Origin of the sequence: Spirillospora sp. NPDC052269, assembly GCF_040679435.1 — a bacterium.
Taxonomy (GTDB): Bacteria; Actinomycetota; Actinomycetes; order Streptosporangiales; family Streptosporangiaceae; genus Spirillospora.
This window is the reverse complement of the sequence record NZ_JBFAUU010000002.1, coordinates 208,219-228,578: the sequence shown is the minus strand read 5'-3', so window position 1 is coordinate 228,578 and position 20,360 is coordinate 208,219. Positions and strand designations below refer to the sequence as shown.

The 20,360-nt window shown below is 72.9% G+C and carries 17 protein-coding genes and 1 riboswitch; of the genes, 12 read left to right on the top strand and 5 right to left on the bottom strand.

All coding sequences use genetic code 11. The features are described from left to right. Window positions 1–118: 118 nt before the first annotated feature. Window positions 119–619, bottom strand: coding sequence for a hypothetical protein (locus AB0L06_RS04420; protein WP_500229500.1), 501 nt, complete (start codon window positions 617–619; stop codon window positions 119–121). A 156-nt stretch (window positions 620–775) separates the two neighbouring features. On the opposite strand from AB0L06_RS04420, the gene purN reads away from it, so the two are divergent. The 3 genes from purN (at window position 776) to AB0L06_RS04405 (ending at window position 3,377) form a co-directional block, all read left to right on the top strand. Continuing rightward, window positions 776–1,396, top strand: coding sequence for a phosphoribosylglycinamide formyltransferase (gene purN, locus AB0L06_RS04415; protein ID WP_500229499.1), 621 nt, complete (start codon window positions 776–778; stop codon window positions 1,394–1,396). 81 nt (window positions 1,397–1,477) lie between these two features. After that, a complete protein-coding gene (gene purH / locus AB0L06_RS04410) occupies window positions 1,478–3,046 on the top strand; it encodes a bifunctional phosphoribosylaminoimidazolecarboxamide formyltransferase/IMP cyclohydrolase (RefSeq protein ID WP_500229498.1) in 1,569 nt (522 codons plus the stop codon). Between the two features lie 151 nt (window positions 3,047–3,197). After that, window positions 3,198–3,377, top strand: coding sequence for a hypothetical protein (locus AB0L06_RS04405; RefSeq protein ID WP_500229497.1), 180 nt, complete (start codon window positions 3,198–3,200; stop codon window positions 3,375–3,377). Window positions 3,378–3,502: 125 nt separating this feature from the next. Here AB0L06_RS04405 and AB0L06_RS04400 read toward each other — a convergent pair whose 3' ends face one another. Then, on the bottom strand, window positions 3,503–4,096 hold the full coding sequence (locus AB0L06_RS04400) for a GNAT family N-acetyltransferase (RefSeq protein WP_500229496.1): 594 nt from the start codon (window positions 4,094–4,096) through the stop codon (window positions 3,503–3,505). A gap of 121 nt (window positions 4,097–4,217) precedes the next feature. Continuing rightward, window positions 4,218–4,304: riboswitch (ZMP/ZTP riboswitch) on the top strand. Window positions 4,305–4,358: 54 nt separating this feature from the next. Between AB0L06_RS04400 and AB0L06_RS04395 the strand changes: the two genes are divergently transcribed. Beyond that, window positions 4,359–5,213: a bifunctional methylenetetrahydrofolate dehydrogenase/methenyltetrahydrofolate cyclohydrolase gene (locus AB0L06_RS04395; protein ID WP_500229495.1), complete on the top strand. Its 855-nt coding sequence runs from the start codon at window positions 4,359–4,361 to the stop codon at window positions 5,211–5,213. A gap of 102 nt (window positions 5,214–5,315) precedes the next feature. On the opposite strand, the gene AB0L06_RS04390 is transcribed toward AB0L06_RS04395, so the two are convergent. After that, window positions 5,316–6,047 carry an FHA domain-containing protein gene (locus AB0L06_RS04390; protein WP_500229494.1) on the bottom strand — a complete coding sequence of 244 codons (732 nt, stop codon included), beginning with the start codon at window positions 6,045–6,047 and terminating at the stop codon, window positions 5,316–5,318. A gap of 290 nt (window positions 6,048–6,337) precedes the next feature. On the opposite strand from AB0L06_RS04390, the gene AB0L06_RS04385 reads away from it, so the two are divergent. From AB0L06_RS04385 to AB0L06_RS04360, 6 genes are all read left to right on the top strand, one after another. Further along, complete coding sequence (locus AB0L06_RS04385) at window positions 6,338–6,649, top strand: DUF3017 domain-containing protein (protein ID WP_500229493.1); 312 nt, start codon at window positions 6,338–6,340, stop codon at window positions 6,647–6,649. A gap of 207 nt (window positions 6,650–6,856) precedes the next feature. Beyond that, window positions 6,857–9,076: an NADP-dependent isocitrate dehydrogenase gene (locus tag AB0L06_RS04380; RefSeq protein ID WP_500229492.1), complete on the top strand. Its 2,220-nt coding sequence runs from the start codon at window positions 6,857–6,859 to the stop codon at window positions 9,074–9,076. 277 nt (window positions 9,077–9,353) lie between these two features. Then, on the top strand, window positions 9,354–10,343 hold the full coding sequence (locus AB0L06_RS04375; RefSeq protein ID WP_500229868.1) for a malate dehydrogenase: 990 nt from the start codon (window positions 9,354–9,356) through the stop codon (window positions 10,341–10,343). A gap of 214 nt (window positions 10,344–10,557) precedes the next feature. Then, complete coding sequence (locus AB0L06_RS04370; protein WP_500229491.1) at window positions 10,558–12,471, top strand: HSP90 family protein; 1,914 nt, start codon at window positions 10,558–10,560, stop codon at window positions 12,469–12,471. Beyond that, complete coding sequence (locus AB0L06_RS04365; RefSeq protein ID WP_500229490.1) at window positions 12,468–15,170, top strand: hypothetical protein; 2,703 nt, start codon at window positions 12,468–12,470, stop codon at window positions 15,168–15,170. Before AB0L06_RS04370 ends, AB0L06_RS04365 begins: the two co-directional genes overlap by 4 nt. Window positions 15,171–15,272: 102 nt before the next feature. Next, complete coding sequence (locus AB0L06_RS04360) at window positions 15,273–16,091, top strand: COG1361 family protein (RefSeq protein ID WP_500229489.1); 819 nt, start codon at window positions 15,273–15,275, stop codon at window positions 16,089–16,091. On the opposite strand, the gene galK is transcribed toward AB0L06_RS04360, so the two are convergent. Beyond that, entirely contained in the window at window positions 16,088–17,233 is a 1,146-nt protein-coding gene (gene galK, locus AB0L06_RS04355; RefSeq protein WP_500229488.1) for a galactokinase, read from the bottom strand. The genes AB0L06_RS04360 and galK overlap by 4 nt on opposite strands. Before the next feature lie 60 nt (window positions 17,234–17,293). Then, the gene (gene galE / locus AB0L06_RS04350) at window positions 17,294–18,244 is read right to left on the bottom strand and encodes a UDP-glucose 4-epimerase GalE (RefSeq protein WP_500229487.1); all 951 of its coding nucleotides are present in this window, start codon (window positions 18,242–18,244) and stop codon (window positions 17,294–17,296) included. 369 nt (window positions 18,245–18,613) lie between these two features. On the opposite strand from galE, the gene trpS reads away from it, so the two are divergent. After that, the gene (trpS, locus tag AB0L06_RS04345; RefSeq protein WP_500229867.1) at window positions 18,614–19,690 is read left to right on the top strand and encodes a tryptophan--tRNA ligase; all 1,077 of its coding nucleotides are present in this window, start codon (window positions 18,614–18,616) and stop codon (window positions 19,688–19,690) included. Beyond that, complete coding sequence (locus AB0L06_RS04340) at window positions 19,680–20,300, top strand: 2'-5' RNA ligase family protein (RefSeq protein WP_500229486.1); 621 nt, start codon at window positions 19,680–19,682, stop codon at window positions 20,298–20,300. Before trpS ends, AB0L06_RS04340 begins: the two co-directional genes overlap by 11 nt. Window positions 20,301–20,360 lie beyond the last annotated feature (60 nt).

The window sequence follows — 20,360 nt, the reverse complement described above, 5'->3', positions numbered from 1 at the left end:
GGCCTGTCTCGGTGGGGGTGTTGGCGTCGAGGTCGCCGGAGGTCACCAGGACGGGGACGTCGGGGAACGGTCCGCCGGAACCGCTCACGCGGTTCCGGCCCGTCCGGTCGTTCCGGGGTTAGAGCATGCCCTTCAGCGGGTCGAGGTCCGAGGTGCGCACGTGCAGCTTGCGCGCGATCTCGGGGAGCCACTTGTCCTCGCACGCCTGGCGGTCGGTCTGCGTGTTGGCCGTGGACTTGCAGTTCTCCAGGCCGGTGACCTCAGGCCACAGGTAGACGGCGAAACCGAGCATCAGGACGCCCAGGACCACCGAGATCGCTCCGGTGACCATGCCGCCGGTGAGGCCGGGCAGGGCGCCCGGACGGCCGGTGGCCAGCCGCCTGGCCTTGACCCCGACCACGAGCGCCGCGATGCCCAGCGCCAAGCCGAACGGCCAGAAGAACAGGGTGATCACCAGCGAGCCGACGCCGAGCCACAGCGCGCGGCGGGCGGCCTGCTCGGCCGGTCCCGGCGGGAGCGTGCCGCCCGGCTGCGGGCCCTGCGGCTCGGGCTGCCGCCACGGGTCCTGGCCGGTCGGCTGCCCGGTCGGCTGTCCGGACGTCCCCGGCTGGTCGTTCACTTTCTCGTCCCCCCGCTGGCGTGATCGGTCGGTATGGGCGCACAAGGGTCCCGTGCGCGGGCCGGTGGCCTCACCGTGAAGCCGGGTCATGCGCGCGGAGCAGGGCCGATAGGCTTTGGGTCGCCCGATCCGCCCCGACGTCACCGCTGAGGAGTCATGGTGTCCGCCCGGCTCGTCGTCCTCGTCTCCGGCGCGGGGACCAACCTACAGGCGCTCCTCGACGCGTGCGCAGATCCAGCCTACGGGGCGTCCGTCGTTGCTGTGGGCGCTGACCGGGACGGTATCGCCGGCCTGACGCGCGCGCACGAGGCGGGGCTCCCCTCCTTCACCCTGCGGATCCCCGATTTCGCCGACCGCGCGGACTGGGACGCGGCCCTCGCCGACGCCGTCGCCGCGCACGAGCCGGACCTGGTGGTCTCCGCGGGGTTCATGAAGATCCTCGGCCCCGCGTTCCTGTCCCGGTTCGGCGGCCGGACGGTCAACACCCACCCCGCGCTGCTGCCCTCCTTCCCCGGCGCCCACGCCGTCCGGGACGCCCTGGCCTACGGGGTCAAGGTGACGGGCTGTACCGTGCATTTCGTCGACGAAGGCGTGGACACCGGACCCGTCATCGCCCAGGAGGCCGTCCAGGTGCTCCGGCATGACGACGAGGACTCCCTGCATGAGCGCATCAAGCAGGTGGAGCGCCGCCTCCTGGTGGACGTCGTCGGCCGGCTCTCCCGGGACGGCTGGACCGCCGAGGGCAGGCGGGTCTCCATGAAGTGCAGTGCTCCGTGAAATGCAGTGCCCGATGAAGTGCAGTGCGATGGCAAGCAGTACGTGCAACACGTCCGCTGACGATTGAGGGGAGCTCGGCCGGTGAGTCGGGTGGCTATCAGGCGCGCGCTGATCAGCGTGTACGACAAGACGGGGCTGGAGCAGCTCGCCAAGGGGTTGCACGAGGCGGGGGTGGAGATCGTCTCGACCGGCTCCACGGCCGGGCGGATCGCCGCCGCGGGCGTCCCGGTGATGAAGGTGGAGAAGCTCACCGGGTTCCCCGAGTGCCTGGACGGGCGGGTCAAGACGCTGCACCCGAAGGTGCACGCGGGCCTGCTCGCCGACCGGCGCAAGGACGACCACCTCCAGCAGCTCGACGACCTGCACGTCGAGCCGTTCGACCTCGCGGTGGTGAACCTCTACCCGTTCTCCGACACCGTGGCGTCCGGGGCGAAGCCGGACGAGTGCGTCGAGCAGATCGACATCGGCGGCCCGACCATGGTCCGCGCCGCCGCCAAGAACCACGCCAGCGTCGCCGTCGTCGTCTCGCCCGAGCGGTACGACGAGGTGCTTTCGGCCGTGCGGGCGGGCGGGTTCACGCTCGAGGAGCGCCGCCGCCTGGCCGCTCAGGCGTTCTCCCACACCGCGTCCTACGACGTGGCCGTGGCGTCGTGGTTCGCCTCGTCCTACGCGCCGGACGCCGAGGCCGCCGAGACCGGCTGGCCCGACTTCGCGGGCGCGACCTGGGAGCGCAAGAACCCGCTGCGCTACGGCGAGAACCCGCACCAGAAGGCCGCGCTCTACACCGACCCGGGCGCCCAGGGCGGCCTCGCGAACGCCGAGCAGCTGTACGGCAAGGAGATGTCGTACAACAACTACGTCGACACCGACGCCGCGCACCGCGCCGCCTACGACTTCGCCGAGCCCTGCGTCGCGATCATCAAGCACGCCAACCCGTGCGGCGTGGCGGTCGGCCCGGACATCGCGGACGCGCACCGCAAGGCCCTGGAGTGCGACCCGACGTCGGCCTACGGCGGCGTGATCGCCGCGAACCGGCCGGTCAGCGCCGCGATGGCCCAGCAGATCACCGGCAGCTACGCCGAGGTCGTGGTCGCGCCGTCCTTCGACGCCGAGGCTGTGACCATCCTCACGGAGCGCTTCAAGAACGTCCGGCTGCTGGTCTGCCCGGACGGCCCGGCCAAGCCGACCGAGTCCCGCCGGATCGACGGCGGCCTGCTGATCCAGACCGTCGACCGGGTGGACGCCGACGGCGACGACCCGGCGAACTGGGAGCTGAAGACCGGAACCCCGGCGGACGAGGCGACCCTGCGCGACCTGGCGTTCGCCTGGAAGGCGTGCCGTCCGGTCAAGTCCAACGCGATCCTGCTCGCCAAGGACGGCGCGACCGTCGGCGTCGGGATGGGGCAGGTCAACCGGGTCGACTCGGCCCGCCTGGCCGTCGCCCGCGCGGGTGAGGAGCGCTCGCGGGGCGCGGTCGCCGCGTCCGACGCGTTCTTCCCCTTCCCGGACGGCCTGGAGATCCTCATCGAGGCCGGCGTCACGGCGGTCGTCCAGCCGGGCGGCTCGATCCGGGACGAGCAGGCGGTCGAGACGGCCGAGAAGGCCGGGATCACCATGTACTTCACGGGTGTCCGGCACTTCTTCCACTGATCATCGACGGAACGACCCCGGTGGCCGCGCGGCCACCGGGGTCGTTCTGATCTTGGCGGGTTTTACTCTCCGGTTCGCTTAGCCTCGATCGAGGCCGCGTCACCTTACGCATTCCCGCCCCTCGCGCGGCCCTCGCTTGGGAGAACCGCGCATGGAATACCTCGTCAGCCTCGTGCTGGGATCCGTCCTCCAGGCCCCGGTGTTGATCTCGGAGTCCCGGCAGGTCGTCGCCCTGATCGCCGCCGCCGGCGCGGCGATGCTCGCCGCCCGCCTCGGCTGGCTCGGCACCGACCGGCTCCTCGCCCGGCGCGGCCGCCCCGACCAGGACTGACCGCCCCTCAGGATTGACCGCCCCTCAGGACTGACCGGCCCCCAGGACTCGGAGCGGCCCCCAGGACTGACCGGCCCTCAGGACTTGGACCGGCCTCTTCCTCTGAGCCGCCGACCCGCGGGCCGTCAGCGAAGCCGCGACCGCAGCGCCGCCCTGACCTCCGGCCACTCGGTGTCGATCATCGCGTAGGTGGCGGTGTCGCGGAACGTGCCGTCCGGGCGGATCCGGTGCTTGCGGTGGAAGCCCTCGAAGGATGCGCCGAGCCGCTGGATCGCCGCGCGCGACCGCTCGTTCAGCCGGTCGGTGTGCCAGCCGACCCGCACCGCCCCCAGCTCGTCGAACGCCCGTTCCAGGAGCAGCAGCTTGGACTCGGTGTTCAGGCCCGTCCGCTGCCAGCGCGACCCGATCCAGGTGTACCCGATGTACAGGTTCCGGTTCTTCGGGTCGATCTCGTAGAAGGACGTCGTCCCCGCGACTTCTCCGGTCGCCACGTCGATCTGCGCCCACGCCAGCCGCTCGCGCCGCTCGCAGGCCGCCAGCGCGTCCGCGACGAACGCCCGCATCCCGTCCAGATCGGCCGGCTGCCGCGTGCTGAGCCAGCGCCACACCTCGGGGTCCTTGCCGGCCTCCAGCAGCCCCTCGGCGTGCTCCTGGGAGAGCGGCTCCAGCCGCACGTATCGGCCGGTCAGGACGGGACGTTCGTACCACGCGTCGTTCATGACACCGACGTTAGGTGCGAAATCAGACACCCGAAACGGCCACTTCGGACAGATTTCGGAAAACCACTCCGCGCCGGCGGCCGAAGATCGGAACGTCCGATCCGCGAACCTGCCGGTAGCATGGGCCGGACGCGACTGGCGCAGTTCAAGGTGGATTCGACCACCGGGGAGCGGAACGGTCCGGACACCGCGCGCCTGGGTGGACGGAGATTCGCAGACCGGGGCGTGCGCGTGGCCTCGGCGAGATCCCGCGGAGGTACCGATGACCGCGAACATCCTGGACGGCAAGGCCACGGCGGCGGAGATCCGCGCCGACCTGACGGTGCGCGTCGCGGCGCTGAAGGAGCGCGGCGTGAACGTCGGGCTCGGCACGATCCTGGTCGGGGACGACCCGGGCAGCCAGGCCTACGTCAACATGAAGCACCGCGACTGCGCCGAGGTCGGCATCGAGTCGATCCGCCGCGACCTGCCCGCCACCGCCACGCAGGACGAGGTGGAGCGGGCCGTCCGCGAGCTGAACGAGGACCCGGCCTGCACCGGCTACATCGTCCAGCTGCCGCTGCCCAAGGGCCTGGACGAGTTCCGCGTGCTGGAGATGATCGACCCGGCCAAGGACGCCGACGGCCTCGCGCCGATCAGCCTCGGCCGCCTCACCCTCATGCAGCCCGGCTCGCTGCCCTGCACGCCCAAGGGCATCGTCGAGCTGCTGCGCCGCTTCGAGGTGCCGATCGCGGGCGCCGAGGTCGTGGTCGTCGGCCGCGGCATCACCGTCGGCCGCTCGCTCGGCCTCCTGATGACCCGCCGCACCGAGAACGCGACGGTCACCCTCTGCCACACCGGCACCCGCGACCTGGCCGCGCACACCCGCAAGGCCGACATCATCGTCGCCGCCGCGGGCGTCCCCGGCCTGATCACCGCCGACATGGTCAAGCCCGGCGCGGCCGTCCTGGACGTCGGCGTCTCCCGCGTGGACGGCAAGCTCGCCGGCGACGTCGCCGAGAACGTCCGCGAGGTCGCCGGGTGGGTGGCCCCGAACCCCGGCGGCGTCGGCCCCATGACCCGGGCCATGCTCCTCGCCAACGTCGTCGAGCTGGCCGAGACCACCGCCCGCGCCTGACATGAGAAGAACCCGCCGGGGCCAGGGGCCCCGGCGGGGGGAAGCACGGTCGTTCCCTGCGCTGCCGGGTTCAGGAACGACCGCGGGACCGTGCCGCTCTTCCTAACTCGCCCGTCGGGCGGCCGTGGTGTGGCGGCCCGGGCCGCCGTTCAGAGGGTGGCCGTGCGTCGCGCCCTGCGGGGGCGGGACGGGACGGCGGATCTCGCCGGTCGCCCGGGCGTCCGCCGGTGGGCGTCCCTGTTGGGGGACGTGCACAGGCGGCAGCGGCCGGACCAGGCCCATGGCGATCACCTCGTTGGCCAGCCGGGTGCGCCGGTTGGCGCCCTCCGGGATGCGGAACTTCTGGTAGAGACGCAGCAGGTGCTGCTTGACGGCGGCCTCCGTCACCACCAGGTCGGCGGCGATCTCGCGGGCGGTGGCCGGTGCGACGAACGCCTCGTCCGACAGGGCGGGACGGCACAGCGAGGTCAGCACGTCGACCTCGCGGCGGGTGAGTTCCGGTGCCACGGCGCGCCGCAGCTCGACGTCGGGATCGACCTCCTCGCGGGGGATTCCCCCCATCCGGCAGCGCGCCGTGCCGAAGCTCACGACGTCACCGTCCTCCAGGACACGGCGCGCGATCGGGCGGCCGTTGACACGGGTCCCGTTTCGGGACAGCCCCATGTCGACGACGTACACGTACGGGCCGCGCCGAATGATCTCTGCGTGCAAACGGGACACACTCGGGTCGTCGAGGCGGATGTCGACTCCTCGCCCTCGGCCGACCGTCGTTACGTCGGGGCGCAGCGGCATGACCAGTCCGCTGTCCTCGATCCGCATGAACGGCCCCTCCACGGCAGTCCTCCCAGCTAGTTAGCGACCCCTGTCTGCCGGGTTACCCGTGCCGATGATCGTCACACCCTCCTACCGGTGAGTAGGGCCGATGACGCAGGGGTTTCCGTGTTCTCCGGTTTTCGTGGGAAAAGTAGCTCGGCGGGCGATATTCAGCGGTCCGGGCCCCGCCGCGACACGTGTTCGATAGCGCGGAGCCCCCGGCTCGGGACGTCCGCTCTTCGTGCCCATGGTCGTTCGGCGCTACGGTGGGAGGGAACCGCACGGACCGTCGGACGAGGGACTTATTCGGCATGAGCACGCAACTGCATCGGCGACGACGCACGCCGCGCGGCGGCGGTGTGGGCCCGAACTGGCTCGGCCAGCTCCCGTACCTGATCGTCCTGTCCGGGGTCGCGGGCGGCCTCGTGCTGTGCGCGCTGCACTACTTCCGCAAGGGCTCCGGCCTGCTCGCCGCCGCCGTCCTGCTGGCCGCGCTCGCCCGGCTGGTGCTGCCGCCGAGCCAGGTCGGCATGCTGGAGACCCGCAAGCGCTGGCTGGACGTCACGATCATGGCCGGGTTCGCGGTGGCCATCGCCGTCACCGCCCTGGTCGTCCCGCGCTGAAGCACGCCGCCCGGTGACCCCGGGTCATCGCCCAGACGCCCGTCGTCACCACTGATTTTCGCGACGTTTCCCCAGGTCAGACCATGTCCGCGGGGGCGACTTGGAACGTGCTCGCTGGTCTACACCAGAGGCCGTCCGGAAGGGCCCGGAACACCGGATATCTTGATATCGAGCAATGATGCCGCCATGTAATGAGGGAGTGCCCGGGTGACAGACTCGACGATCATCTACACGCATACCGACGAGGCCCCGCTCCTGGCGACCTATTCGTTCCTGCCCGTGATCGAGGCGTACGCCTCGACCGCCGGGGTGGGGGTCGAGACCCGCGACATCTCCCTCGCGGGCCGGATCATCGCGGTGTTCCCGGAGTACCTCGAGGAGGGCCAGCGCGTCGGTGACGCGCTCGCCGAGCTCGGCGACCTCGCCGAGACCCCCGGGGCCAACATCATCAAGCTGCCGAACATCTCGGCGTCCATCCCGCAGCTGAAGGCGGCCGTCGCCGAGCTGCGCGACCAGGGCTACGCGCTGCCGGACTACCCCGACGACCCGAAGACCGACGAGGAGCGCGACGTCCGCGCCCGCTACGACAAGGTCAAGGGCAGCGCCGTGAACCCGGTGCTCCGCCAGGGCAACTCCGACCGCCGCGCCCCCGCCGCCGTCAAGCAGTACGCCCGGACGCACCCGCACCGCATGGGCGCCTGGACGGCCGACTCCAAGACGAACGTCGCGACCATGGGCGCCGACGACTTCCGCACCACCGAGACGTCCGCCGTCGTCCCGGCCGACGGCAAGCTGCGCATCGAGCTGGCCGGCGCCGACGGCGCCACGACCGTCCTGCGCGAGGCCGTGCCCGTGCTGGCGGGCGAGGTCGTCGACGCGTCGGTGATGCGAGTATCGGCGCTGCGCGAGTTCCTGACCGCGCAGATCGCGCGCGCGAAGGCCGAGGGCGTCCTGTTCTCGGTCCACCTGAAGGCCACGATGATGAAGGTCTCCGACCCGATCATCTTCGGCCACGTCGTCAAGGCGTTCTTCCCGCGGACCTTCGAGACCCACGGCGCGACCCTGGCCAAGGCCGGGCTGTCCCCGAACGACGGTCTCGGCGCCATCCTGTCCGGCCTTCCCGCGCTGCCCGAGGGCGCGGCGATCAAGGCGTCCTTCGAGGCCGAGATGGCCGAGGGCCCGGAGCTGGCCATGGTCGACTCCGACCGCGGCATCACCAACCTGCACGTCCCGAGCGACGTCATCGTGGACGCCTCGATGCCCGCGATGATCCGCACCTCCGGCCACATGTGGGGCCCGGACGGCCAGGAGCACGACACCCTCGCCGTCCTCCCGGACTCCAGCTACTCGGGCGTCTACCAGGCCGTCCTGGACGACTGCCGGGCGCACGGCGCGTTCGACCCGTCCACCATGGGCTCGGTGCCGAACGTCGGCCTGATGGCGCAGAAGGCCGAGGAGTACGGCAGCCACGACAAGACCTTCGAGATCCCCGCGGCCGGCACCGTCCGCGTCGTGGACGAGCAGGGTTCGGTCGTCCTCGAGCAGCCGGTCGCCGAGGGCGACATCTTCCGCATGTGCCAGACCAAGGACCTGCCGGTCCGCGACTGGGTCAAGCTGGCCGTCACCCGCGCCCGCCTGTCCGGCGACCCGGCCGTGTTCTGGCTCGACGCCGACCGCGCGCACGACGCCGTCCTGATCGAGAAGGTCGAGAAGTACCTCACCGAGCACGACACCGACGGGCTCACCATCGAGATCATGGCCCCGGTCGAGGCCACGAGGTTCTCCCTGGAGCGCATCCGCCGCGGTGAGGACACCATCTCGGTCACCGGCAACGTGCTGCGCGACTACCTCACCGACCTGTTCCCGATCCTGGAGCTGGGCACCAGCGCCAAGATGCTGTCGATCGTCCCGCTGATGGCGGGCGGCGGCCTGTTCGAGACCGGCGCCGGCGGCTCGGCTCCGAAGCACGTCCAGCAGCTGGTCAAGGAGAACTACCTGCGCTGGGACAGCCTCGGCGAGTTCTTCGCGCTGGCCGCGAGCTTCGAGCACCTGGCCCGGACGGCCGGCAACGCGCGGGCCCAGATCCTGGCCGACACGCTCGACCGCGCGACCGCCGAGTTCCTGAACGAGAACAAGTCCCCGACGCGGCGGCTCGGCGGCATCGACAACCGCGGCAGCCACTTCTACCTGGCCATGTACTGGGCCCGTGAGCTGGCCGCCCAGACCGAGGACGCCGAGCTCGCGACCGCGTTCGCCCCGCTCGCCGCGACGCTGGCCGAGCAGGAGCAGACCATCGTGGACGAGCTGCTCGCCGTCCAGGGCTCCCCGGTCGACCTCGGCGGCTACTTCCGTCCGGACCCGGCCAAGGCCGCGGCCGCGATGCGTCCGTCCGCCACGTTCAACCGCGCCCTGGAGACCCTCGCCTGAGGAGACCCACCGCGTGCGCGCGGGACGGAACGAGATGGTTCGGTGTAGGAACGATCTCCTCCGGCCGCGAGAGGGCCGCCCTGCCGGGACACCCGGCGGGGCGGCCCTCGCCCTTTCCCGTGGTTCCCGCGGGGTGTGAGCAGTCAGTCATGCCCCGCGCGGCCCTGACGGACGGTGCGGGGGAGTGCGAGGTATAGCCTGGCTCGCGGATATCTCGATGGCGAGAGATCCCCAGAACGGCCGCCTGAGCCCCGTCCTGCAGGAGATGAAGAAGGCTATGACGCGCACGCCAGTTTCCGTCACCGTCACCGGAGCCGCGGGCCAGATCGGCTACGCGCTGCTGTTCCGCATCGCGTCCGGGCACCTGCTCGGCGCGGACGTACCGGTCAAGCTGCGGCTGCTGGAGATTCCGCAGGCCGTGAAGGCCGCCGAGGGCACCGCGATGGAGCTGGACGACTGCGCGTTCCCGCTGCTGTCCGGCATCGAGATCTTCGACGACGCCACCAAGGCGTTCGAGGGCGCCAACGTCGCCCTGCTCGTCGGCGCGCGCCCCCGCTCCAAGGGCATGGAGCGCGGCGACCTGCTCGAGGCCAACGGCGGCATCTTCGGCCCGCAGGGCAAGGCCATCAACGCGGGCGCGGCGGACGACATCAAGGTCCTCGTCGTCGGCAACCCGGCCAACACCAACGCGCTCATCGCGCAGCAGAACGCCCCGGACGTCCCGGCCGAGCGCTTCACCGCGATGACCCGCCTCGACCACAACCGCGCCCTCGCGCAGCTGTCGAAGAAGGCCGGCGTCACGGTCTCCGACATCAAGAAGATGACCATCTGGGGCAACCACTCGGCCACCCAGTACCCGGACCTGTTCCACGCCGAGATCGGCGGCAAGACCGCGGCCGAGGTCGTCGGCGACCAGAACTGGCTCGAGAACGACTTCATCCCGACCGTCGCCAAGCGCGGCGCGGCGATCATCGAGGCCCGCGGCGCGTCCTCGGCCGCGTCCGCCGCGTCCGCGGCGCTCGACCACGTCCACACCTGGGTCAACGGCACCGCCGAGGGCGACTGGACCTCCATGGCCGTCGTGTCGGACGGTTCCTACGGCGTCCCGGAGGGCCTGATCTCGTCCTTCCCGGTCACCACCAAGGACGGGAAGTGGGAGATCGTCCAGGGTCTGGAGATCGACGACTTCTCGCGCGGCCGCATCGACGCCTCGGTGAAGGAGCTGTCCGAGGAGCGCGACACCGTGCGCGAGCTGGGCCTCATCTGAGACCTCCCGCGGACGGGATCGCGCGAGTCGTTCGCGAGTTCCGATCGCGATCTGACCGCGTGACTTGACCGCGCGGCGGAAAACCCCGGGCCTTCGGGCCCGGGGTTTTCTCGTTTCCGCGAAAAACGGCCCCCGAAATTGTCAGTCGGAGGCGGCATGCTTGGCGCTAGGGTGCGTGGACGTGCCAAAACGGGCGAATTGGGAGGCTTTTCGGGTGGAGCAGGCGTTCCAGGTCGATCTGCGGGGTGTGGTCGACCTGCTGAGCAGGCACCTGTACTCGAGTCCCCGGGTCTACCTGCGGGAGTTGTTGCAGAACGCGGTCGACGCGGGCACCGCGCGGGCGGCCCTTCCCGACCCCTCCGTGCTCGGCGCGGTGGGCGGCGGACGGGTCCGGATCGAGACCGGCGGCGGGGCGCTGCGCGTCCACGACGACGGCATCGGCCTGACCGAGGACGAGGTGCACCGGCTGCTGGCCACGATCGGCCGGTCGTCCAAGCGGGACGAGCTCGGCTTCGCCCGCTCCGACTTCCTCGGCCAGTTCGGCATCGGGCTGCTGTCGGCCTTCCTGGTCGCGGACGAGATCGAGGTCGTGACCCGCTCGGCGCGTCCCGGCGGCGCGACCGGCGGGACGAACGGCGGCGCGAACGGCGCCGGGCCGGACGGCACGGAGCTGAATGGCGCGGAGCTGAACGGCGCGGAGCTGAACGGCGCGGGCGATGGGCACGCGGCCGTCCGCTGGATCGGCAACGCGTCCGGCCACTACCGGGTGGAGCCCGCCGAACGCGACGAACCCGGCACGACGGTCACGCTGCGCCCGCGGCCCGGCGCGTCCGACCTGATGGCCCCCGCGACGGTTGCCGACCTCGCGCGCACCTACGGCGGCCTGCTGCCCATCGACCTGACCGTCGACGGCACGAAGATCACCGGTGCCGGCCCGCCCTGGAGCGCCGCCCATCCGGATCCGGCGCGCCGCCGCCGCGCGCTCGACGCGTACTGCCGCGACATGTTCGGGTTCGAGCCGTTCGACGTGATCGACCTCGACGTCCCGGAGGCGGGCCTGAGCGGCGTCGCGTTCGTGCTGCCGCAGGCCGTCCCGCCGACCGCGCGCGGCGCGCACCGCGTGTACCTGCGCCGCATGCTGCTCGCCGAGAACGTCGAGGGCCTGCTGCCCGAGTGGGCGTTCTTCGTCCGCTGCGTCGTGGACGCGGGGGAGCTGCGCCCGACCGCCAGCCGCGAGGCCCTGTTCGAGGACGAGCTGCTCGACGCGACCCGGCAGGCGCTCGGCGAGCGCGTCCGGCAGTGGCTGGTCGGGCTCGCCGAGACCGACCCGTCCCGCATGCGCGCGTTCCTGCGGCTGCACCAGCTCGGCGTGAAGGCGATGGCCCTGCACGACGACGACATGCTCCGCATCGTCGACCGCTGGCTGGAGTTCGAGACCTCCGCCGGGCCGATGACGCTGAACGAGTTCCGCCGGCGGCACGCAGACGCCCGGTTCGTCACGGGCGTGGACGAGTTCCGGCGCCTGTCGGCCGTGGCGGGCGCGCAGGGCGTCGGCCTGGTCAACGGCGGCTACGTGCACGACACCGAGATCATCGAGCGGCTGCCCTCGATCGACCCGGACGCCCGGCTCCGCCGCCTCGAACCGGCCGAGCTGACGACTCATTTCGGCGTTCTCGACCCCGCCACCGAGCTGCGGCTGCGGCCGTTCCTGGCCGCCGCGCAGCGCGCCGTCGAGCGGCTCGGCTGCGAGGTCGTCGTCCGCGACTTCGACCCGGCATCGCTGCCCGCGCTGTACCTGACCAGCCGCGCCGCGCAGCACCGCGCCGAGCTGGAGGAGGCCCGCGAGCTCGCCGACGACCTCTGGTCGGACGTGCTGGGCGCGCTCGGCGGCATGACCGCGGCCGACCGTCCGCAGCTGGTGCTGAACCACCGCAACCCGCTGACCCGGCGGATCGCCTCGCTGCCCGACCCGTCCCTGGTGGAGGTGGCGGTGCAGGCGCTGTACGGGCAGGCGCTGCTGCTCGGCCACCATCCCCTGCGTCCGGCCGACAGCGCCGTGCTGAACCGCTCGTTCCTCGGCCTGCTCGACTGGGCCGTGCACACCCCCGCCCCGGAGGCCGACCAGTGACCGCCGACGTCTACGAGCTGATGGCCCGCGCCGACGAGCTGCCCTACGGCGAGGCCCGGACCCTCCTCGTCGAGGACGCGCTGCGCCGCGCGGAGGCCGCCGCCGACGTCGAGCTCGCGTTCCGCGTCCGGATGGGGCTCACCACCGCCTACCAGTACGGCGGCGAGCCCGCCAAGGCGTTCACCACGTTCAGCCGCTGCCTGGCCGAGTACGACCGCGCCCCCGGACGGCACGACGCCGAGCACCGGCTGCTGTGGCAGATGAAGTGGATCGTCAACTCGCTGACGCTGTTCCCGGAGATCCCGCTCGACCGCACCCGCGCCGTCCTGTCCGACATGGAGCGCAGGTACCGGCTCGGCGGGCACAGCCTCCAGGCCGTTCACCACTACCGGCACGTCGTGGCCCAGCACATCGGCGACGTCGAGGCGGCCGACGACCTGTTCGCCAAGTGGCGCGCTGCCGAGCGCGACGCGCTGTCGGACTGCGAGGGCTGCGACCCGTCCGCGCTGGCCGACCACCTGGCCGACCGCGGCCGGTACGAGGACGCCCTCGCCGTCGCCGCGCCCGTGCTGAACGCCGAGCTGAACTGCTCCGAGCAGCCGCAGGACATGCTCACCACGCTGCTCCCGGTCTACCTGCGCACCGGCCGGCTGGCCGAGGCGCGCGACGCGCACCGCCGCGCGTACCGGCTGCTCCGTCCGAACCTCGGCGACATGAGCCACATCGCCAACCACGTGTGGTTCTGCGCGGTGACCGGCAACGAGCCGCGCGGCCTGGAGATCCTGCAGCGGCACCTGGGCTGGCTCGACCGCGCGCCCAGCCCGTACTCGGCGATGCGGTTCGCCGCCGCGGGCGGGCTGCTGCTGCGCCGCCTCGCGGAGATCGGCGCGGACGACCTGACCGTGCACCGTCCAGAGGCGGCCGAGCGTCCCGCCGGGGACGTCGCGCTGCCCGACCTGCGCGTCGAGCTGGAGCGGCTCGCGCTCGACCTCGCCGCCCGCTTCGACGCCCGCAACGGGACGTCCCACCAGAGCGACGAGGTCCGCGCGATGCTGGACGCCGAGCCGCTGGTCGAGCGCCTGCCGCTGACCGAGCACGCCCGCGCCGCCGCCGCGCCGCCGCCCCCGCCCGCGGTCGTCCCGCTGCCGTCCGAGGCGCCCGACCCGTCCGCCCTGGACGACCCGGACGAGCTGCTCGACCTCGCCGAACGGCACTGGCACGAGCACGACTCCAAGGCCGCGCTGGCCGCGTACGCCCGCTTCGACAAGGTCACCGGCGTCGAGCCGGGCACCCCGCCCGGCGACGGCGCCACGTCCGCCGAGTGGCTGCGCGCCGCCCGCCGCATGGACGGTCTCGGCGCCGGCTTCACCGACACCGGCGCGATGCGGGACGCCTACGACGTGTGGGTGAAGGCCAGGGAATGGTTCGAGGAGGCGGGCGCCCCGGCCCGCGCCCTCTCGGTCTCCAGCCGCCTCGGCTCGATCCTCACGACGTTCGACCGCCGCGATGAGGCGCTCGTCCTGCTCACCGAAGCCGTCGAGCGGCTCCCCGGGCTGGACGCCGACCCCGAGCGGATCCGCGGTTCCCGCCTGCGCCTCGCCCAGTTCCACCTGACGGGCGGCGACCCGGAGGCCGCCTTCGCCGTCCTCGCGGCCATCGAGGGCCCGGACGGCGAGGCCGACTTCCTGCGCGGCCAGGCCCACGGCGTGCTCGGCCGGCACGAGGAGACCGAGGCCGCGCTGCGCTCCGCCCGCGAGGCCTTCCGCGAGGCGGGCCAGGGCGACCGGCTCGCCCAGGCGTCCATGATGTACGCGCAGGCCGTCGCGCACGCGCCGGAGACCAACGAGCTGGAGGTGCACGCCGCGCTGGACGAGGCCGTCGCGCACGCCCCCGCCGCCGCCGAGGACGCGCCGCTCCTGCGCCCCTTCGCGCACTGGGAGCGAGGCCGCTTCCTGCTCGCCGAGGAGCACGCCGACGACGCGGTGCCCGACCTGGTGGAGGCCGTCGCCGCGTTCACCGGCTTCGGCCGGAGCGCCGAGGCCGACCAGGCGCGCGTCGACCTCGCCGCCGCCTACCTGGGCGCGGGCCGTCCGCTGGAGGCCGCCGAGACGATCGAGGAGGCGCTCGCCGCGCTGGCGCCGGACGCCGAGGAGTGGCCGCGCGCCCAGGTGGTCCTCGCGAACGCGCAGCGCGACCTGGGCGAGGTCGCGGCCGCCGACACCTTCGCCGGGATCGCCGCCGCCGAGACCGAGCCCGCCGTGGTCGGCCACTTCCTGGAGGAGTCCGCGAACGTCCTCACCGACCGCGACAGCGACGCGCTGGCGGCCGAGCGCTTCCTCGCCGCGGCCGCCGCGTTCGCGCGGGCGGGCGAGCCGTTCCGCGCCATCGAGTGCCGCCGCCGGGCCGCGCTGTGCCACCTGTGGGCCCGGCAGGTCGACCAGGCCCTGGAGAAGATGGCCGAGGCCCGCGTGGCCCTGGCCGAGCTGCCCCCCGGGAACCCCGCCGCGGTCACCTGGCACACCGCCCGTGTCGACTATGACGAGGCCCGCCTGTTCGCGCGTCTCGAGCGCCTGCCCGAGGCGCTGGAACTAGCCGACGCCGCCATCGAGGGCTTCACCGCCCTGGACGAGGCCGACGCCGTCGCCACCGTCCAGGACCTCCGCCGGCACATCGCCGCCGACCTCGAATCCAAGGGCTGAGCAGGGCGAAGGTCCGGTGCGCGGCGGATTCTCCGCTGTGGACCGGGCCTCGGCGTGCGTGTCAGGGCGTGGTGACGGATGGTTGCCCCTAGGCTTCGGATCGTGTTCTTCGGGGTGGTGGCGCGGGCGATGGCCGGCGCGGGGGTGACCGTCGGTGTGCTCGGCGCAGGGGCGGGGCCGGTGCCCGCCGCCGGGCGCGTGGCGAACCTGGGGGTGACGCTGTCGGCGTCGCCTCGTCCGGTGCGCGCCGGTGACCTGATCGGCTACACGCTGACCGTGTGGGACGCCGGGCCCGGCGCGGGGTCGCGCGGGGCCGAGCTGCGGCTCCCGGACGGCGCGGACGTCGTCGGCGTGCGGGAGGGCGGCTGCGCCGACTCCGGCCGGACGGTCCGCTGCTCGTTCCCCATGATCGCGGCGGGACACTCGCGCGCCGTCCACATCCTGGGGATCGTCCGGCCCCGCGCGTCCGGGACGCTGCGCGCCACGGCCCGCCTCGCCGGCCCGTCCGACCGGGCCCGGCGGGACGACACCGCCGAGGCCGACGTTCCGGTCACGCCCGGTACGGACCTCGCAGTCCGCTTCGACGGGCCGCACAAGGGACGGCCCAGAACCGTCGTTCCGGTCAGGGTGACCATCGCCGACCGGGGTCCGCGCGACGCCCGCCACGTGAACCTGGACCTCGGCGTCCACGGCGCCACCCTGGTCAAGGTGAGCGGCGCCAAGTGCCCCGAACTGCAGAAGGGCGAGTTCCGGCGCTACCTTCGCTGCTTCCTCGGCCACCTGCGGCCCGGCCACGGCCGGACGGTCACCGCCTACATCAGGCACGGGCACGGCAGCTCCGGAACGCTCGCCGCGTCCGCCGTGCTCGACCTGAGCGACACCGACCCGTCCAACAACGCGGCCGTGGCGACGATCCGCTAGGCGAGCCGGTGCGCCCCAGCCGAGGGGGCGGTCTCGGTGAGGAAGACCGGGGGAGTCCAGGAGCGGGACGCGTAGGCCGCGTTGATACCGTCCCGGACGCGCTCGGCGCGGTCGGTGTGCGTGAGGACGATGACCGAGCCGCCGAAGCCGCCGCCGACCATCCGTCCGCCTCGTGCGCCCGCGCGGACGGCCTCGTCCACGGCCACGTTCGCCTCGTCCCAGGAGACCTCGTACTGGTCGCGCAGGGACATGTGGGACGCGAGCAGCAGGCCGCCGATCTCCGCGACCGCACCCGCGCGCAGCAGGCCCACGGTGGCCTCGACGCGGTGGTTCTCGGTCACCACGTGCTGGACGCGCCGCCGCAGCACCGGGTCGGAGAGCCGTCCCAGGGCGGCGGGCAGGTCCTTGACGTCGCGCAGGGCGTCCACGCCCAGGATCGCGGCGGCCTTCTCGCACTCGGCGCGGCGCTGCCCGTACTCGCCGCCCGTCAGCTCGTGCGAGGCGCGGGTGTCGATCACCATCAGGGTGAGCCCGGCGTCGCCCGGCGCGAACGGGACGTTCGCGGTCAGGCCCGTCCGGCAGTCGAGCATCAGGGCGCTGCCCGCCGTGGACAGCATCGAGGCCGACTGGTCCATGATCCCGCTGGGCACGCCGACGTGCTCGTTCTCGGCGCGCTGGGCCAGCCGGGCCAGCTCGGCGGGCGCGATCTCCACGCCGTGCAGGTCGCAGAGCGCGATCGCCGTCGCGCACTCCAGCGCCGCCGAGGACGACAGGCCCGCGCCCTGCGGCAGGTCCGAGTCGATCAGCAGGGTCGCCCCGCCCACGCCGTGCTCGCGCAGCACCCGGGCCATGCCGACCGGATAGGCCGCCCACCCCCGGACGTCGCCCGGCGCGCCGGACAGCGGCGCGGTGACCATGCCGTCCACCTGCAGCGAGCGCACCTCGACCAGGTCGTCGTCCCGCCGGGACGCGGCGACCATGACGCCGAGGGGCAGCGCGAACGGCAGCACCAGGCCGTCGTTGTAGTCGGTGTGCTCACCGATCAGGTTGACCCGGCCGGGCGCGTGCCAGACGCCCTCGGGGGCGTGCCCGAACGCGTCGGCGAAGGCGGCGGCGAGCGCCGAGGGAGTGGGGGTGGACATGGCGTACTCCTACGAAAACGTGCGAACCGGGCGTCGGCGCCCGGCCCTGGCCGGACCCGCTCAGCGGCGGGCGAAGGCCCAGGCGTCGGCGACCATCCGGGTCAGGTCCCGCTCGGGCTTCCAGCCGAGCGCCGCGTTGATCTTCTCGGACGAGGCGACCAGCACGGCCGGGTCGCCCGGACGGCGCTCCCCGTACTCGGCCGGGATCGGGTGCCCGGTGACCGCGCGGCAGACCTCGACGACCTCGTTCACCGAGTAGCCGCTGCCGCTGCCCAGGTTGTAGATCCGGTGCGCGCCGGCCTCGGTGTCGTCCAGCGCGAGCAGGTGCGCCCGGCCCAGGTCGACGACGTGCACGTAGTCGCGGACGCAGGTGCCGTCGTCGGTCGGGTAGTCGGTGCCGAAGATGTTCACCGAGGCCTTCTCGCCGAGCGCGACCTTCAGGACGTTCGGGATCAGGTGGGTCTCGATCGTGTGCCGCTCGCCCTGGCCGTCGAGGGCCCCGGCGACGTTGAAGTAGCGCAGCGAGACCGCGCCGAAGCCGTGCAGCCGGGCGTACTCGGTCAGGATCGTGTCGATCGCGAGCTTCGACGCCCCGTACGGGTTGGTCGGACGCGTCGGATCGGTCTCCAGGATCGGCGTGGACTCGGGCTCGCCGTAGGTCGCGGCCGTGGAGGAGAACACGATCCGGCCGACCCCGGCCCGCCGCATCGCGTCGAACAGCGCCAGGGACTCGCCGACGTTGCCGTCCCAGTACTTGGCCGGGTTCGCCACCGACTCGCCGACCAGCGACTTGGCCGCGAAGTGCAGCACCGCGTCGAAGCCCGCGCCGTCCAGCACCTCGAAGGCGCTCTCGCGCAGCGTCCCCCGGACCAGGCGCGCGCCCGCCGGGACCGCGTCCTCGTGCCCGGTGGACAGGTCGTCCAGCACGACCACCTCGTGTCCCGCCTCCAGCAACTGCGCGGAGACGACGCTGCCGATGTAGCCGGCGCCTCCCGTCACGAGCAGCTTCAAGGTCCGACCTTTCGTAGACGACGCGTGCGGCGGAGGCGATCACCTCCGATCGGCCCGGAGGCGCGGGCCTCCGGTCGAGCCGGAGGTGTGGGCCCCGGTCGCGCCAAGGGTATCGGCCGGGCCACGGCCCCCGGCCCGTCCCGGCGACTCGGACCCGGCGGCGGGCGCGCATAGGATGTGGACGACACGCGCGGGCGCACAACGAGCCGCCGGTCCCCGCGGCCCGCGGCGGTGATCGGCCCGACCGACCCCGGCCCTCGGGTCGCGGCGTGGGAGACGGCCGTCCGCGCCGTCCGCCGGCCGCGCCCCGTGACGGGCGGGTCGGCAGCCGCCGCCCCGGAAGGGGCCTGAGAGAATCGGTCCGTGCCCATGTCACAGCCCACCCCGCCCGCGTCCGGCCCCGCCGCCGCACCCCGCGTGCTGTCCGGGATCCAGCCGACCGCGGACTCCTTCCACCTCGGCAACTACCTCGGCGCGCTGCGGCAGTGGGTCGCCCTTCAGGAGTCGCACGACGCGTTCTACTGCGTGGTGGACCTGCACGCGATCACCGTGGAGCACGACCCGGCCGTGCTGCGCCGCCGCACCCGGGTCTCAGCCGCCCAGCTCCTCGCGATGGGCGTGGACCCGGACCGCTCGACCCTGTTCGTCCAGAGCCATGTGCCCGAGCACGCCGAGCTGGCCTGGGTGCTGAGCTGCCTGACCGGGTTCGGCGAGGCCAGCCGGATGACCCAGTTCAAGGACAAGGCCGCCAAGCAGGGCACGTCCGGCGCCAGCGTCGGGCTGTTCACCTACCCGATCCTGCAGGCCGCCGACATCCTGCTGTACACGCCCGAGCCGGGCACGGGCGGCCCGGAGGGCGAGCGGCTGTTCCGCGTCCCGGTCGGCGAGGACCAGCGGCAGCACGTCGAGCTCACCCGCGACCTGGCCGGACGGTTCAACCACCGGTTCGGCGCCACCTTCATCGAGCCGGACGCCTACATCCTCAAGGGCGCCGCGAAGATCACCGACCTCCAGGACCCGGCGATCAAGATGAGCAAGTCGGCGTCCTCCCCGCAGGGCATCGTGGACGTGCTGGAAGAGGCCGGCCCGATGCGCAAGAAGATCATGCGCGCGGTCACCGACACGGGGTCGGAGGTGCGGTTCGACGAGGCCGAGAAGGCGGGCGTCAGCAACCTGCTGCGCATCCACTCCGCCCTCTCCGGCGAGACGATCGCGGACCTGGAGACCCGCTACGAGGGCTCCGGCTACGGCCAGTTCAAGAAGGACCTCGCCGAGCTGCTCACCGAGACCTTCACCCCCATCCGCGAGCGCACCCACAAGCTGCTGGACGACGAGGACGCCCTGGACAAGATCCTGGCGCACGGCGCGACGCGGGCGGGCGAGGTCGCGGCACGGACCATGGACATCGTGCGCGACCGGGTGGGATTCGTCGGGCGTGGGCGCTGAGCACCGCTCGCTCGCGACCGATCCCGAACACGCCGCCACCATCGGCGTGTCCTTCCCGATCCCGGACCCGTACGGCTCCTACCTCCAGCGGAGGCGCGAGTCGTTCGGGGACCCGCTGGCCGGGCAGATCCCCACGCACATCACCCTGCTCCCGCCGACCGTGGTGGACGTCGCGGCGCTGCCCGCGATCGAGGACCATCTGAGCGCGGTGGCGGGGGAGTGCGCGCCGTTCCGGATCAGGCTGCGCGGCACCGGGACGTTCCGTCCGGTGTCGCCGGTCGTGTTCGTCGCGCTCGCCGAGGGCATCGGCGGCTGCGAGGCCGTCCAGCGGCGGGTGCTGACCGGGCCGCTCGCCCGGGAGCTGTCCTTCCCGTACCACCCGCACGTCACCGTCGCCCACCACCTGCCGGAGGAGGTCCTCGACCGCGCGTTCAAGGACCTCTCCGGCTACCGGGCCGACTTCGAGGCGTCCGAGTTCTCCCTCTATCTCCACGGCGAGGACGGCGTCTGGCGCCCGCACCGCCACTTCGCCTTCACCTCCGCCCCTCCCACCGCGGCGCCCTCCGGCGCGTCCGCCCCCGAAAGGCCGGGTCAGCGGCCTTCCGCGTGACCTCGTCCACAAGCCCGGCGGTTTCGGACTGATCATCGATCGGCCGGGTACGTTGCGTGC

Bases quoted from the DNA above. Each gene is read 5' to 3' on its own strand.
- purN (WP_500229499.1), top strand. From the start codon at position 776: ATGGTGTCCGCCCGGCTCGTCGTCCTCGTCTCCGGCGCGGGGACCAAC.
- AB0L06_RS04405 (WP_500229497.1), top strand. From the start codon at position 3,198: ATGGAATACCTCGTCAGCCTCGTGCTGGGATCCGTCCTCCAGGCCCCG.
- AB0L06_RS04400 (WP_500229496.1), bottom strand. From the start codon at position 4,096: ATGAACGACGCGTGGTACGAACGTCCCGTCCTGACCGGCCGATACGTG.
- AB0L06_RS04395 (WP_500229495.1), top strand. From the start codon at position 4,359: ATGACCGCGAACATCCTGGACGGCAAGGCCACGGCGGCGGAGATCCGC.
- AB0L06_RS04385 (WP_500229493.1), top strand. From the start codon at position 6,338: ATGAGCACGCAACTGCATCGGCGACGACGCACGCCGCGCGGCGGCGGT.
- AB0L06_RS04375 (WP_500229868.1), top strand. From the start codon at position 9,354: ATGACGCGCACGCCAGTTTCCGTCACCGTCACCGGAGCCGCGGGCCAG.
- galK (WP_500229488.1), bottom strand. From the start codon at position 17,233: ATGTCCACCCCCACTCCCTCGGCGCTCGCCGCCGCCTTCGCCGACGCG.
- trpS (WP_500229867.1), top strand. From the start codon at position 18,614: ATGTCACAGCCCACCCCGCCCGCGTCCGGCCCCGCCGCCGCACCCCGC.